13 protein-coding genes are annotated in these 14,764 nt (G+C 59.4%); 9 read left to right on the forward strand and 4 right to left on the reverse strand.

Annotated elements, in window-relative coordinates; translation table 11 throughout:
• Nucleotides 1-239 precede the first annotated feature (239 nt).
• The 4 genes from H8B15_RS02580 to uxuA all read left to right on the forward strand — a co-directional run bounded on the left by H8B15_RS02580 (nt 240) and on the right by uxuA (nt 4,892).
• Nucleotides 240-1,241 carry an FAD:protein FMN transferase gene (locus H8B15_RS02580; protein WP_216859057.1) on the forward strand — a complete coding sequence of 334 codons (1,002 nt, stop codon included), beginning with the start codon at nt 240-242 and terminating at the stop codon, nt 1,239-1,241.
• On the forward strand, nt 1,238-2,455 hold the full coding sequence (locus tag H8B15_RS02585) for a Gfo/Idh/MocA family protein (protein WP_187318104.1): 1,218 nt from the start codon (nt 1,238-1,240) through the stop codon (nt 2,453-2,455). Before H8B15_RS02580 ends, H8B15_RS02585 begins: the two co-directional genes overlap by 4 nt.
• A 179-nt stretch (nt 2,456-2,634) precedes the next feature.
• The gene (locus H8B15_RS02590; protein ID WP_187318105.1) at nt 2,635-3,450 is read left to right on the forward strand and encodes an SDR family oxidoreductase; all 816 of its coding nucleotides are present in this window, start codon (nt 2,635-2,637) and stop codon (nt 3,448-3,450) included.
• A gap of 260 nt (nt 3,451-3,710) precedes the next feature.
• Entirely contained in the window at nt 3,711-4,892 is a 1,182-nt protein-coding gene (gene uxuA / locus H8B15_RS02595) for a mannonate dehydratase (protein ID WP_216859058.1), read from the forward strand.
• A 480-nt stretch (nt 4,893-5,372) separates the two neighbouring features.
• On the opposite strand, the gene H8B15_RS02600 is transcribed toward uxuA, so the two are convergent.
• Nucleotides 5,373-6,203, reverse strand: coding sequence for a CvfB family protein (locus H8B15_RS02600; protein WP_187318106.1), 831 nt, complete (start codon nt 6,201-6,203; stop codon nt 5,373-5,375).
• Between the two features lie 414 nt (nt 6,204-6,617).
• Nucleotides 6,618-8,513 (reverse strand): BamA/TamA family outer membrane protein, encoded by a 1,896-nt coding sequence (locus H8B15_RS02605; RefSeq protein ID WP_187318107.1) that lies wholly within the window; start codon nt 8,511-8,513, stop codon nt 6,618-6,620.
• A gap of 403 nt (nt 8,514-8,916) precedes the next feature.
• Between H8B15_RS02605 and H8B15_RS02610 the strand changes: the two genes are divergently transcribed.
• From H8B15_RS02610 to H8B15_RS02620, 3 genes are all read left to right on the forward strand, one after another.
• Nucleotides 8,917-10,182, forward strand: a complete 1,266-nt coding sequence (locus H8B15_RS02610) for a putative DNA modification/repair radical SAM protein (RefSeq protein WP_187318108.1) — start codon at nt 8,917-8,919, stop codon at nt 10,180-10,182.
• Nucleotides 10,183-10,334: 152 nt separating this feature from the next.
• Nucleotides 10,335-10,508, forward strand: a complete 174-nt coding sequence (locus tag H8B15_RS02615) for a hypothetical protein (protein ID WP_187318109.1) — start codon at nt 10,335-10,337, stop codon at nt 10,506-10,508.
• Between the two features lie 45 nt (nt 10,509-10,553).
• Entirely contained in the window at nt 10,554-11,414 is an 861-nt protein-coding gene (locus H8B15_RS02620) for an alpha/beta fold hydrolase (RefSeq protein ID WP_187318110.1), read from the forward strand.
• Between the two features lie 11 nt (nt 11,415-11,425).
• Here the strand turns inward: H8B15_RS02620 and H8B15_RS02625 are convergent, their stop codons facing one another.
• Nucleotides 11,426-11,866 carry a response regulator gene (locus tag H8B15_RS02625; RefSeq protein WP_187318111.1) on the reverse strand — a complete coding sequence of 147 codons (441 nt, stop codon included), beginning with the start codon at nt 11,864-11,866 and terminating at the stop codon, nt 11,426-11,428.
• A 195-nt stretch (nt 11,867-12,061) separates the two neighbouring features.
• Here H8B15_RS02625 and H8B15_RS02630 point away from each other — a divergent pair, with 195 nt between their 5' ends.
• Nucleotides 12,062-12,907: a TIGR03915 family putative DNA repair protein gene (locus tag H8B15_RS02630; protein WP_187318112.1), complete on the forward strand. Its 846-nt coding sequence runs from the start codon at nt 12,062-12,064 to the stop codon at nt 12,905-12,907.
• Between the two features lie 230 nt (nt 12,908-13,137).
• The gene (gene rfbD / locus H8B15_RS02635; RefSeq protein WP_187318113.1) at nt 13,138-13,989 is read left to right on the forward strand and encodes a dTDP-4-dehydrorhamnose reductase; all 852 of its coding nucleotides are present in this window, start codon (nt 13,138-13,140) and stop codon (nt 13,987-13,989) included.
• Between the two features lie 144 nt (nt 13,990-14,133).
• Here rfbD and H8B15_RS02640 read toward each other — a convergent pair whose 3' ends face one another.
• On the reverse strand, nt 14,134-14,601 hold the full coding sequence (locus H8B15_RS02640) for a VOC family protein (protein WP_187318114.1): 468 nt from the start codon (nt 14,599-14,601) through the stop codon (nt 14,134-14,136).
• Between the last annotated feature and the right edge of the window lie 163 nt (nt 14,602-14,764).

The following is a 14,764-nucleotide window of genomic DNA, read 5'->3' on the forward strand; positions in this document are numbered from 1 at the left end:
ACGCAGGTACGCTAACGTTTGCGGCTCCAGCGAGAACGAAAGAACGATGCTGCACTATGCGAAATAAGATACATGTGAGGCACTTGACGGGATTAGTAAACCTATGGAAAGGAACTTCCACTTCAAAAAAACCGCTGTATAATCTATGCAAACGTTTCCGTAGATAGTGCACAGACAAAGTATAGAGTTCCCTAAAAGGGCTGTAGCTTGTCGACTGCCTCCTGCCTTACCATTCCGTAGTGCGATTTTTACTGCTCATACTAGCTTGTTTCTGGAGCCACGCGCCGGTTCCCGTGGTGCGGGCGTTTCAGCTGCGCGGCTATGCCCAGGGCACTACCTATACCCTCACGTACTACGCTACCGATAGCCTCGTAACCAAGGCCGAAGTGACGCAACAACTGGCCGAAATAGACGCCTCGCTGTCGCTCTACCAGGCAGGTTCCCTCATCAACCGCTTCAACGCCGCCCCGCGGGGCGTGCGCGCCGACCAGCACCTGCAACGCGTGGTGCGCAAGGCCCTGGAGGTGTACCGCGCCACCGATGGCCTGTTTGATGCCACCGTAGAGCCACTGGTGCAGGCCTGGGGCTTCGGCCACCAGCCCGCGGCCGGGGCGCCTACCCCCGCCACTATTAAGACCCTCCTGCGCAGCGTAGGCTCCGACAAGCTGACGTTGCGCGGCGATTCGCTGCTCAAGCAAGTGCCTACCCTGCACCTCGACCTCAACGGCATTGCCCAGGGCTATACCGTGGATGTGTTGGCGGCCCTGCTAGAGCGCCACGGCATTCGGGACTACGTGGTGGAGCTGGGCGGCGAGCTGCGGGTGCGGGGCCACCGGCAGCCGGGCGGCGAGCTGCTGCGCATCGGCATCGAGCGGCCCGATACCAGCGCCTTCGCTGCGCCGGCCTTGCAGCAGGTGATTGGCCTCACGGCGGGCGGCGTCACCACCTCCGGCAACTACCGCAAGTTTCGGCGGGTAGGGGGGCAGCCAGCGGCGCACCTCATCAACCCCAAAACGGGCTACCCCTTTCGCAATGAGTTGATTAGCGTGACCGTGGTAGCCTCCGATGCCCTCACGGCCGACGCCTACGACAACGCCCTGATGGGCATGGGGCTAGACCGCGCCCTGTCGTTTTTGCGACAAAATCCTGATCTTCAGGCTTATTTTATTTATCAGCGCCCTAGTGGCGCCGTGGCTGATACGGCTACTTCGGGCTTTACCAAACTCCTGCTCCATCCATGACAACTGACTTCCTCCGCCGAGATTTTATCAAGAAAACCGGGCTGCTGACCAGTGGGTTGCTGCTGCACAGCCAGATGATGGATGCCTTTGCCGCGCCCGCTGCGGCCGGTAAGCTCAAAGTGGGCGTCATTGGCTGCGGCGACCGGGGCACGGGCCTGCTCAAGATCATCAATGACCTACCCGATAAGTATGAAGTGACGGCCCTGTGTGACGAGCTGCCGTTCCGCCTCACCAATGCCCTGAAGGTGAAATCGGCCGCGAAAGCCAAAACCTACCTCGACTACCGCGCCCTGCTGGACTCGCGCCAAGTGGAGGCCGTGATTATTGCCGTGCCCCTCTACCTGCATTTTGAGGTAGCCAAGGCCTCGCTGCTGGCCGGCAAGCAGGTGTACCTCGAAAAAACCATGACCTACGACATTCCGCAGGCCCTGGAGCTGGTGCAGCTGGCCCGGCAGCGGCCTAACCAAACGGTGCAGGTAGGGCACCAGTACCGTTACTCGCCGCTCTATTATAAGGTGAAGGAGATGATCGACAAGGGCTATCTGGGCAAGGTGACGCAGATTGACTGCCGCTGGGACCGGAACGGCAGCTGGCGCCGGCACGTGCCCGAGCCGGGACTGGAGCGCAAAATCAACTGGCGCATGTACCGCGAGTACTCGGGTGGGCTGGCCGCCGAGCTGCTTTCCCACCAGATCGACTTCATCAACTGGGCCTTCAACACCCACGCCGACGAGCTGTTTGGCACCGGCGGCATCGACTACTACAAGGACGGCCGCGAAACCTACGACAACGTACAGGTGATGGCGCGTTACGCCAAGGAGGGCATGGTCGGCAACTTCGGCGCCACCTGCGGCAATGCCTACGACGGCTACCTGTTCAAGCTGAAAGGCACCCGCGGCACCATCTCCCTGCTCATCGACGAGGGCGTGTACTACCCCGAAAAGGACACGCTGAAAGAGTACGGCACCGTGGACGGCGTGACGGGCGCCACCAAAATCACCTGGGACAAAAACGGCGGCATTCCCATCCAAACCGGCCCGCTGAAGGATGGTTCCTGGTACGCGCTGAACGAGTTTCACCGCACCGTGCACGAAAAAAAGCTGCCCGATTCCAATGTCTTCACCGGGGCCAAAGTGGCCTGCACCGTGCACATGGCCAACCAGGCTATCTACAATCGCACCATTGAGCGGTGGCAGCCCGAATACAACGTGTAGGGTAGGGCGCTGAGTAGCTGTGTTGAACGATGTAGAGACGCATAGTTGCGTCTCGTCGGCCGCGCCGCGTGGCTGGATTTCGTTCAACGACAAGACGCAAGTATGCGTCTCTACATCGTTCCAACGACTTACCGATCTAACTCAAATAACTTCCAAAGCATCATTTTAGCAGCTTTTGCATGACCGATTCGTTTTCCCTGCGGGACAAAGTAATAGTGGTAACCGGCGGCACCGGCATTTTGGGCGACGCTTTCATTAACGGCATTGTGGCGGCGGGTGGCGCCGTAGGCATCCTGGGGCGCAACGCTGAGGTAGCCCAGGCTCGCGCCGAAGCCATTCAGCAGCAAGGGGGTAGGGCCGTGGCGCTGGTGGCCGATGTGCTGGAAGAAACCGAGCTGCAAGTCGCCTGTCAGCAGGTAATGGATACGTTTGGGCGGATGGATGGCCTCGTGAATGGCGCCGGCGGCAATGCTCCCGATGGCGTATTGGACCCCGCCGAGGATGTGTTCAAAATGAACCTGGCCGGTATGAAGCGCGTGATGGACCTGAACGTGTGGGGCACCGTGCTGCCTACCCAAGTGTTCGGGCCGGCCCTGGCCGAGTCGGGCGCGGGTAGCATCGTCAACATCTCCTCCATGAATTCCAAGCGGGCCATTACCAAGGTGCTGGGCTACAACATGGGCAAAGCCGCCGTGGACTGCTATAACCAGTGGTTTGCGGTGGAAATGGCTAACCGCTACGGCGACAAGCTGCGCATGAATGCCTTGGCGCCCGGCTTCTTCCTCACCGAGCAAAACCGTAGCCTGCTCACCAACCCCGACGGCAGCTTCACCGCCCGCGGCGAAAAAGTCATCCGCCAAACGCCCTTCCAGCGCTTCGGCCACCCCGATGAATTGCAGGGCGCCCTGGTATGGCTGCTCAGCGACGCCTCCAAATTCGTGACCGGCTCCATGATTTGCGTGGACGGCGGCTTTTCTATTTTTGGCGGCGTGTAAACCCATCGTGCGAGGTAGGGGCGGCTTGCAGCCGCCCCTTGCGCCGGTACACACGCATCGTCTGCGGCCGTGTGCCGGTCCGACGCCGTAGGCGTCAGACCGGTTGCCGTTGCTGACAGCCGCGCCACCAGGAGGCGGGCTGGGTAGGCATCAGCACGCAGCTCGTGCAACGGCAGCAGGCGGCAACCGGTCGGACGCCTACGGCGTCGGACCGGCAGGCGACGCCTACGTCCTGAATCATAAAAACTATACACTCCACAATGCCCCAACAACCCTATTTCCTGGAGCAAACCATGCGCTGGTTTGGTTCTTCCGACCCCGTTTCGCTGGCTGATATTCGGCAAGCAGGCTGTACCGGCGTCGTCACGGCCCTGCATCACTTACCGAACGGGGTAGTATGGCCGGAGGTCGAAATCCAGCAGCGGCAGGTCGAAATTGAAGAGGCCGGTCTGGTGTGGAGTGTAGTAGAAAGCGTGCCCGTGCACGAGGCTATCAAGACGCAGGCCGCAGGATATCAGCAGTATATCGAGAACTACAAAGAGTCGTTGCGCAACCTGGGGGCGTGCGGGATTCGCACGGTCACCTACAACTTCATGCCCGTACTGGACTGGACGCGCACCGACCTGAGCTACCCCATGCCCGACGGCTCGCGGGCCTTGCGCTTCGAGCGAGCCGCCTTTGTGGCCTTTGATACGCTGCTATTGAAGCGCCAAGGCGCCGAGCAAGACTATACGGCCGCGGAGTTGGAGGCCGCCCGCCAGCGCCTGGCCGGTATGAGCGAAGCCGAGCAGATGCAATTGCAGCGCAACATCATTGCTGGCCTACCTGGCAGCGAGGAAAGCTTCACGCTGGCGCAGTTCCAGCAGGCGCTGGATGCCTACCAGGGCATTGATGCGGCGCGGCTGCGGCAGCACCTCATCCACTTCCTGAGCGAAGTAGCGCCGGTAGCCGAGGAAGCCGGCGTGCGCCTCGTTATTCACCCCGACGATCCGCCCTACGCCATCCTGGGCCTGCCGCGGGTGGTGAGCACCGCCGCCGACGTGGCCGCGCTGTTTGCCGCCGTACCCTCGCCCAGCAACGGGCTGTGCTTCTGCACCGGCTCGTTCGGCGTCATCCCCGAAAACGACCTGCCCGCCATGGTGCGCCAGTTCGCCGACCGCATCCACTTCATCCACCTGCGCAGCACCCGCCGCAACGCCGCCGGCGACTTCTACGAGGACAACCACCTGGAAGGCGACGTGGATATGTACCGGGTGATGAAGGAGTTGGTAGAAGTAATGCAGCAGCGCGAAGTTGCCCTACCCATGCGTCCCGACCACGGCCATCAGATGCTCGACGACCTCACCAAAAAGACCAATCCCGGCTACTCCGCCATCGGCCGCCTACGCGGCCTGGCCGAGCTACGCGGGTTGGAATTGGGGATACAGCGGGGGAGGGTTTAAGGGTAGGGCGTGAGGGTATGGGGGGAGGAGGGTAGGAAGTGTGTCATCCTGAGCATTCCGCGCATCAAGCGGCGACGAAGGACCTTCTCACAGTTGAACGAGTCGTTGGTACGTCTGTCGTTCTTGCCGCACTCGCTCGGCTATGCCGAGTGAGTACTATGCCCAAGCAGCTTTGCTGCGCGCGTTTGCTTCACGTTGGCACGGCCCTCGGCAAGCGGCACGAACGGATTCGGGGCATAGCCCCTCAAGCGTAAGCCTCACTCGGCATAGCCGAGCGAGTGCGGCGGCGGAGGTAGAGGGTAGGGGGTGAGAGGGTGTGGGGGTAGCAGACAATAAGATGTCTGTCATCCTGAGCGCAGCGAAGGACCTTATCACGTCAGAACGAGTCGTTGTTACACTTGTCGTTCTAGCGTGAGAAGGTCCTTCGCTGCACTCAGGATAACACACTTCCTACCCTTACACTCTCTTGTCCTCCTATCCTTATTCCTCTCCCGCCAACCGCGTTTCCAGCGGCGCGAGCGTCACCAATCCTTGCTTGTATAGGCTGCCCAGCGCCTTTTTGAACACCTTTTTGCTCATGCCCAGGCGGCGGTAGATGTCGTCTGGTTCGCTTTTGTCGCCGAGGGGGAGGGAGCCGGTTTTGCGCAGGGCGGCCAGCAGGTCGTCGGCGGCGGCCAGGGCTTCGTCGTAGCCGGGGCGCTGGATGGTGAGGTCGAGCTTGCCGTCGGGGCGCACCTGGCGCACGTAGCCGGTGTGCACGTCGCCGAGGCGCAGGGGCTTGAACACCTCATTGTGGTAGAGCAGGCCCTGGTGGGTGCCGTCGACAATGGCTTTGTAGCCCAGGTCGGTTTCGTCAGCAATGAGCAGCTCGGCGGTGTCGCCGGCTTTGCCGGGGTAGGGCTGGTCGCTGAGGAACCACTCCCACTTGGCCGAGGCCACAATGCGGTCGGTGGTTTCATCGAGGTAGACGAACACGGTGGCCCTATCCCCTGGGCGCAGGGTGCGGCGCAGGTTGCTGTGCGGAATCAGCAGGTCTTTCTCCAGGCCCCAGTTCAGGAAAGCGCCTACCCCTGATACGTCGCGCACGGTGAGGGTAGCGAACTGGCCCACCAGCGCGTAGGGCTCTAAATTGGTAGCAATCAGGCGGTCTTCGGAGTCGCGGTACACAAACACGCGCACCGTGTCGCCTACCCTGGTACCATCTGGTATGTACTTGGCGGGCAGCAGAATGTCGCCGTCGTCGGAAATCAGGTACATGCCGAAATCCACCTCGCGGGCTACCTCCAAATCGTTGTAATCACCTAAAAGCATGCTTTTTAATTAGAAATTAAGAATTATGAATTAAGAATTAAAAAAGCAGAAAACCTTTTCATTCGGGGTGGTTTGGGGAAGGTGAGGCAAGCAAACGCATACGGTACTCTCTGCCGTTTTGGGGCGTCGCGGTCGGGATGCAGCCCGCAGACTGGGCCGGCGCCTTACCGCACGGAACCCCGCCATTCCGTCGGCAAAGGTCAATTCTTAATTTTTAATTCTCAATTTTTAATTCAGATCTACCGCGTGCGTCGTGTGCCGGTCCGACGCCGTAGGCGTCCGACCGGTCGTCGTTGCTGATGCCTGTGCCGTGTGGGTAGACGTCAGCACGAAGCTCGTTCTACGACAACCGGTCGGACGCCTACGGCGTCGGACCGGCACACGACGCGTATGTATCAATTTTCAATTCTCAACCTACTGGTAGGTGGTGATGCTGGGCTGACCGATGCTGAAATCGTTGAAGCCATAATAGGAGCGCGACGACTGGAAAATCCGGAACCCGTCGCCGCTGATTTGACCGCGGGGGTAGTAGCCCAAAAAGAACTGAAACGTGCGCAGCACCGTGTATTCGTTGCGGAAGCGCAGGCCTAGGCCGAATCCGGTGTAGGGCTTATCGGAGAAAGGAATTGCCTGCCCGCCGCCCGAAAGCCAAGCCGCATCGGCAAAGGCCACCGCCGCTACCCGGAAGCCCAGAAATGAGAGGGGCGTAAATACGTTGGCCTCGTAGTTCAGAATAAAGCGGCTCTGCCCGCGCAGGGTTTGGTTGGAGTTGAAACCCCGCAAACCCCGGTTGCCATCAATGACCAGCGGCGCCTCGTCGGTCAAGCGGTTGAAACCCAGAGTAGAGCGGTTCCAGAAAAAGTGGCGCCACTGGAAGTTGCCGGTGCGGTAGAGGGGCGTGAAATACAGCAATTCGGTGTTGAGCTGGCCTTGCTGCCAGCTGTTTTGGGGGCGGAGCAAATAGCTGCTGAACTCGGCATTGAGGTAGAGGTAGCCCCGCAGCGGACTATAGCCCGCATACGCCGCCCTGATGCCATAGTAGTGGCGGTTCTGCTTGGCGTTCAGCTCGTAGCCCGTCGTGAAGCTGTAGATGGAGCCCGTCGGAATGTCCTCCGTTCGGCCAAAACCGAACAGGTATTTGTCTTTATAATAGCGGCGCACGGTGTAGCCCAGCGTGCCATACAGCAAGGTATTGGTGCGATACTCGGGGTAGGGCGAGAGGATAACGCGGGTATTGATGGCCCGCGCCGCCACCACCAGGCGGCCGGGGTTGTCGTAGCCCAGGTCGTAGCTGGGCAGGCGCAGGGAGCGGCCCACCCACACGTCCTGCCGGTAGTAGCGCAACGGATTGTATAGCGTATCGGGGTAGCGGGTGGCGTCTATGTTGTAGTGGTCGATGTTGAGGGCATAGGCGTAGCGCGTGTTCACGGAGTAGAAGCTCCGGTTCAGGCTAAAGCTCTGCTCTTTGTTGCGGTACTCGTCGCGCACGCGCACTTGGCCATACAGAAAGTTGCGGAACGGCACCAGGTAGCTACCCTTGTACGACCAACTCTGGGGTTGATTGCGACCATATTGGTAGGAGTTGCGAAACTGGTGGCCCATGCCCAGGAAGTTGATGTCGCGCAGGTCGACAACAGCCGCGTCCACATCGCGCAGCTGAAAGCCCCCACTGATGCTGAACACGTCTTTGGTGATGACCTCAATATCCACGCTATCGGCGGTAGTGGTGGCCTCGTTCACGAACACGCGGGCGTCCAGAATCTCGGCCGTTTGGCGCAGCAAACGTTCCGATTCGGCCAGATCCAGCGGGTCTAGCTCCTGGCCCGGCCGAAATAGTAGCACCTGCCGCACCCGCGAGCGGGCCGTTTTAATGTGCAGGCTGTTGCCGGCCTTCTCCAGAAAGTTGCGCGGCGTGCGGTTTACGTCGTTGATATTGTAGCCAAAGGCATCCAGCGGCGTGATGTTGATGTGGCGCACGATCTTGAAGTTGTGCTTGGCAAATTGCCGGTCTACCAACTGAGCATCCAGGCCGGCCCGGTCCTCGCGGGGCGGCGTGAAGCGGAACAGCATGGCCGCCGCCTTGCCGGCAATGGTTTTGCGCTTGGTGTACGCCTTCAGGCCATTGAGTAGGCGCTCCTCATCGAAGCCCCGCCGCAGCGAGTCGGGCTGTGCTATTTCAGTGGTGTCGGGGGCCAGCACCCGCACCGGCTGCTGCGCTTGTGCGGGTAGTGCCCACAACAGCCAGCACCCCGCTACCAGCGCAAAGCGCCAGAGTAGTGACAAGCGAAAGAAGGCAACACAGAAACGCATAGGAAGAAAGGCAGCCAATCAGCAACGGGCAAGTTACGAGGATTGTGTGCGGTGTGAAATAGCAGCGCGGCCGCGTAACGGCGGCAAGCGGCCGCAAATTGCGCGTTGCCGGCAATGGCTCATCCACTTTTTATAGTCAGACTGTCATGCTGAGCGGAGTCAAAGCATCTCGCGTGCTGATGATAGGTGGTAATTCGAACGTGAGCACGCGAGATGCTTCGACTCCGCTCAGCATGACGGTCAACGATGCACGCGAGATTCCTCGGCAAGCTCGGAATGACGGGCTATATAGTAGAAAATAGAAGCTCATGTTACGAAACTATTTCTAAAAAAATTAGCTTAGCTATTATCTGGTTTATTGCGAATCAATCAATACTTTTAGGCCCGAAAGGCAGACTTTTACATGAACGAGCGAATCCAGGAAAAACTAAGCATCTTGGCAGATGCGGCGAAGTACGATGTATCGTGCTCCAGCAGCGGCGGCAAGCGCAAAAATGTGGACAAAGGCCTGGGCAACGCCGAGGGCATGGGCATCTGCCACTCCTTCACGGAGGACGGCCGCTGCGTGTCGCTGCTCAAGATTCTGCTCACTAACCACTGCATTTTCGACTGCGCCTACTGCGTGTCGCGCAAGAGCAACGACGTGAAACGCGCCGCCTTCACGGTGGACGAGGTGGTGGATCTGACCATGAACTTCTACCGTCGTAACTACATCGAAGGGCTGTTCCTGAGTTCCGGCATTTTCTCCTCACCCGATTATACCATGGAGCGCCTGGTACGCATCATCAAAAAGCTGCGCACCGAGCACAAGTTCAACGGCTACATTCACGTGAAAGCCATTCCGGGCGCTTCGGAGGAGCTGATTCAGGAGGCTGGCCTGTACGCCGACCGCCTCAGCGTAAACATCGAGCTGCCCTCGGAGATGAGCTTGCAGAACCTGGCGCCGGAGAAAAACTACCAGGAAATCCTGACGCCGATGGCCCAGATTCGGGACGGCATCGTGCAGAATAAGGAGGAAAAGGCGCTGTTCAAGAAAGTGCCGCAGTTTGCCACGGCCGGCCAGAGCACCCAGCTCATTGTGGGCGCTTCGGCCGAAAACGACCGCCAGATCATTCAGCTCACCGACTCGCTCTACAAGGGCTACGGGCTGAAGCGCGTGTACTACTCCGGCTACATTCCCATCACCGACGACGCCCGCCTACCCCAGCTCACGCAGCCGCCCGTGATTCGGGAGCACCGCCTCTACCAAACCGACTGGCTGATGCGCTTCTACGGCTTTCAGGCCGACGAAATCTTGGACCCCGAGCATCCCTACCTCGACCTCGAAATAGACCCCAAGCTGGCCTGGGCGCTGCGCAACCGCCACATGTTCCCGGTAGACGTGAACACGGCGGACTACCAGCTGATTCTGCGCGTGCCCGGCATCGGGGCCAAGTCGGCCAAGCGCATTGTGGCGGCGCGGCGCTTCACCTCCCTCTCCCTCGACAACCTGCACAAGTTTGGGGTAGTCCTGAAGCGGGCCAAGTACTTCATCACCTGCAAAGGCATGGCTCTGGAAAAGCGCGAGTACGACGAGCAAAGCATCCGCCGGCAAATCCTGTTTGGCAGCGGCTCCGTGCGCTCCGCCCTCGTCACCCAGCAGCTCGACCTGTTCGCGCAGGCTGGTTGATGTGCTGATTTTTGATGTGGTGATGAGGTGATTGACTCGTTGATTATCAGTTTATTAATTGATTAGATAACGCGCAACAACACATCAGACATCAACTATCAGCACATTAAGAATCAACACATTAGCTCATCCATCACCAGCACATCAACAACATGACCGTGTCACACCGTGCCAAAGTCCGACAGATGAAAGTAGCGCGCATGGCGTGCTGTTGTAAGTTGAGCGAGTTGCTGCCGCTGGTGCGCCAGCTGCACGAGCAAAGCCGGGCGGCGTATTTGGCTAATCAGCCGCAGACCGGAGGCCAGGAGCGCCCGGAGGCTGCGTAGGGTAGGGGCGTGCAACCTACGGCGGCCGTTGCGGTATAGGGCCGTATGACCTACTTGCTGGAACACTATACCGTGCCCACCAACGGGCAGCAATTGCACGTGGTGCAGTGCGGCCCATCGGAAGGGCCACTGGTTGTGCTGCTGCACGGCTTTCCCGATTTCTGGTACGGCTGGCAGCAACAACTACAAGCGCTGGCCGAGGCGAGCTACCGCGTGTGGGCGCCCGACCAGCGCGGCTACAACCGCAGCAGCAAGCCGCCCCGCCTCCGCGACTACCGCATCGAGGAGCTGGCCGCCGACGTGCTGGGTCTGCTACAGGCGGCGGGTAAGGACAAGGCCACCATCGTGGGCCACGACTGGGGCGCGGCCGTGACGTGGTGGCTGGCTACCCATCATCCTACGCACGTAGAGCGGGCCGCCGTGTTGAATGTGCCGCATCCGGCCGTGCTGGCGCGGGCACTGCGCCGCAACGGCCGCCAGCGCCGCAAAAGCTGGTATGTGTTCTTTTTTCAGCTGCCCCGGCTGCCCGAGTGGTGGCTGCGCTGGCGGCACTACAAAGCGTTGCGCCGGGCGCTGCAAGGCACCAGCCGGCCGGGTACTTTTTCGGAGGCTGATATGGCGGCGTACCGCATGGCCTGGGCGCAGCCCGGTGCCCTGCGCGGTATGGTGAACTGGTACCGGGCCGTGCGCTACCAGCGACGCGCTCCCACTACCCCAATTACGGTGCCGGTACGCATCATCTGGGGCAGTAAAGACGCTTTTCTGCTACCCGAGCTGGCTCAGCAAAGTCTGGCGTATTGCAAGCAAGGAGAGCTGTTTTACTTGCCCGAAGCCAGCCATTGGGTGCAGCACGAAGAGCCCGCGCGGGTAAATCAGCTGCTGCTGGAGTTTTTGGGGCAGCCGTGAGCCGCGTGCGGTTAGGCGTGGCGGGTGTCGCCAGGTAGGCTGTAGTGGAAGTGCGTTTGCAGCACTGTATCGATTTTCTCGCGGGTAAGCGGCTTGCTCAGAAAATCGGCCACGTGCAGCTGTTGGGCGCGTGCCACCTCATGCGGTTGTAGCGAGTTGGTGAGCATCACAATTACGAGGGCCTGTTGCTGCGCCGGCGGAAGCTGCTGATACGCTTGCAAAAACTCGAAGCCATTCATCACCGGCATATTCATGTCGAGAAGCACCAGGGCAGGGTAGGCTTCGTGCGTTTCGTGCGCTTCGTGCTGCTGGTGCAGGAGCGTGAAAGCCTCCCGGCCGTTTTGGGCTACCAGCAGTTGGTCGGCTACTGCCAGACTCTCCAACAGGCGCTGATTTAGGAAGTTGTTCACCGGGTCGTCGTCGACCAACAGAATACACGGTAGTTTTTCCACAAATACAAAAGTAGCGTGTCGGGAGAAAATCTTTTAGATGAGCTGAATAGGGAGGAATACCAATCAGCTACGTAGAATACAAAATAAAGCTGACATACAGCGCCCAGTAGGTGGGTAATACGCTTTAAGTCATTAGAAGTCAAGTGGCTGAAAAAACCAGTCAGAACACGCAAAACAGCATTTTACGGTATTGTTATGATTGCAAATCAGCAGGCAAAAGGACTGGATTACGTCTACGATGGGTCGTTTGATGGCCTGCTGACGGTAGTGCTGGAGATGTACGAGCGCAAAGCGGTGCCCAACAGTGTGCAGGCTGCCGGGAGTGTGCAGGGCGGTCTGTTCACGGCGGCCATTTCCATCGATACCAGTGAGGAAAAGGCCACGCGGGTATGGCAGGGCCTATTGAAATACATGAACGAAGACGCCCGCCGCCGGCTCTACCACACGTTTCTGTCGGAAAGGCCCGACCGGGAGCTGCTCATCTGCCGCTTTGTGCAGCAGGCTGTGGCGGCGCGGGGTAGGGTAGACGTATCCGAGAATCTGGCCGACGACACGGTGCGCCTCATTGCCCACATTAGCCAGCAGTTGGGTAGGGAAAAGCACCGCATGGAGGCCTTCGTGCGCTTCGAGAAAACCCAGGACGAGCTGTTTCACGCCACCATCGAGCCGGATTTCGACGTGCTGCCGCTCATCGCGCCCCACTTCACCAAGCGCTACGCCGACCAGCGCTGGCTGATCTTCGACCGGCGCCGCGGCTACGGCCTCTACTACGACCTGCACCGCACCGACATTGTGCAGTTTGAAGCGCCTACCCCCCAGCGCCGCACCGACGTGTCGGCCACGGTGCTCGACGAGCGGGAACCGCTGTTTCGGCTGCTTTGGCAAACCTATTTCGACCACGCCAACATCCCCGAGCGCCGCAACCTGAAGCTGCACCGCCGCCACGTGCCGCTACGCTATTGGCGCTACCTCAGCGAAAAGCAGCCCCGCGAAACCCGCTTCACGCCTATCGACAACAAGCGCCCCGTCCAGAAACCGTAGTTCGCTATTCAGAACGATGGCGTGGGGCTGTGCCCCGTGTCTACTATTCGCAGGCCTCTGGCCTGCATTCGCCCGAACAATGCCAGCGGCGCGTACCACCGCAGGCCAGAGGCCTGCAAATAGTAGACACGGGGCACAGCCCCGCGCCATTAATGTTGCCTCAAATGCTCTAATTTGCGGGCCATTCCGCCGCTGGTGGCGAGAGAACTTACGCAGCGCTATTGATTTTTATGGGAACTACCCTCGTTTTTGGTGCCTCCGGTCAGTTGGGGCAATGCTTGCAGCACGTAGCGCAGGAGCGCGGCCTCACAGGCATCGTGTTTCTACCCGAGGAGCAAGCCGATATCTTGGACCTGGAAAAGCTGCAAGCAGTTTTTGCCGAGCACCAGCCGGCCTATTGCATCAACTGCGCCGCCTACACGGCCGTGGATAAGGCGGAGGACGAGGTAGCCATAGCCCGCCGCGTGAACCGCGACGGTGCCGAAAACTTGGCCCGCCTGTGTGCCCAGCACAACACCATACTCCTGCACGTCTCCACCGATTTTGTGTTTGCCGGCACCGGCAACGAGCCCCTCACCGAAACCGACCTGGCCGAGCCCATCAGCGTGTACGGCCTCACCAAGCTGGAAGGCGAACAGGCCATTGCCCAGCACACCGACAAGTTTTTCATCCTGCGCACCAGCTGGTTGTATTCTGAATACGCCAACAACTTCGTGAAAACCATGCTGCGCCTAGGCCGCGAGCGGGACGAGCTGCGCGTGATTTGGGACCAGGCTGGCACCCCTACCTACGCCATTGATCTGGCTGGCTGCTTGCTCACCATCATCGAGCAAGAAAGCCAGGAGTACGGTATCTACCACTACAGCAACGAGGGTCTCACTTCTTGGTACGATTTCGCCGTGGCTATTTTCGAGCTAGGCAAGGTAGAGGTGCGTACGGTGCCCATCCGCACCGCCGAATACCCCACCAAAGCCACCCGCCCTGCTTACTCTGTGATGGACAAGAGCAAGGTGAAAAAGACGCTGAACCTCAACATTCCGCACTGGCGCGAGAGTTTGCAGACGTGCATGGGGCGGTTGTAGAATTATAGGGTAGAGAATAAAAGAACGTCATTCCGAACTTGCCGAGGAATCTCGCGTGCTGATGTTGGGTAGTATTCAACATCAGCACGCGAGATTCCTCGGCAGGCTCGGAATGACGTTCTTATTTTATGATTTCCTGCCGTTTCAAAACCGGTCATCATTCACCTCCACCCAAAAGCCATCGGGGTCTTTGAGGTAGACTTGCTTGATGCCATCGGGGCGGGGGGTGGTTTGGTTGGCTTCGCCGGTCCAGCTGCCGTAGGGAATGTGCAGCTGCGTGAGGCGGGCAGCGAAGGCATCCAAATCCTTGACGTGGAAGGCCAGGTGGGCGTTTTTGTCGTGGTCGATAACACCGGTGGCGCCTTGGATCAAGTGCAGCTGCGCGTGCGGACCGAGGCGAAGCCACACGTGCTTGCCATCGTGGAAGGGCTCCGGGATTTCAGGCAGTTGCAGTACGTCTTTGTAGAACGCAACGCTCTTGGGAAGGTCGTACACGTACACAGCAATGTGGTTGATGGTAGGCGTGTTGCGGCTGGCGGTGCAGCTGCTGCCGAGGGCAGCTACTACGAGGCTCAGGCCACAGCCGAGGCGCGAGAGGGTAGGAAGGGGCATACCAGAGAGGGGTAGGATAAGAGAAAGAAAGTAGTGCCGTGGATATGATGTGCAGGAAAGACACAAGATTTTGTGTCTCGTTGTCGAATGACGCACAATGACCTCGTTCGGATAAATAACTTCAGCAACGATGAGGCACAAGATGGTGGGTCTCCACTGCGAA

The sequence above is a fragment of the Hymenobacter citatus genome (assembly GCF_014333615.1).
In the GTDB taxonomy this organism is placed as follows: domain Bacteria; phylum Bacteroidota; class Bacteroidia; order Cytophagales; family Hymenobacteraceae; genus Hymenobacter; species Hymenobacter citatus.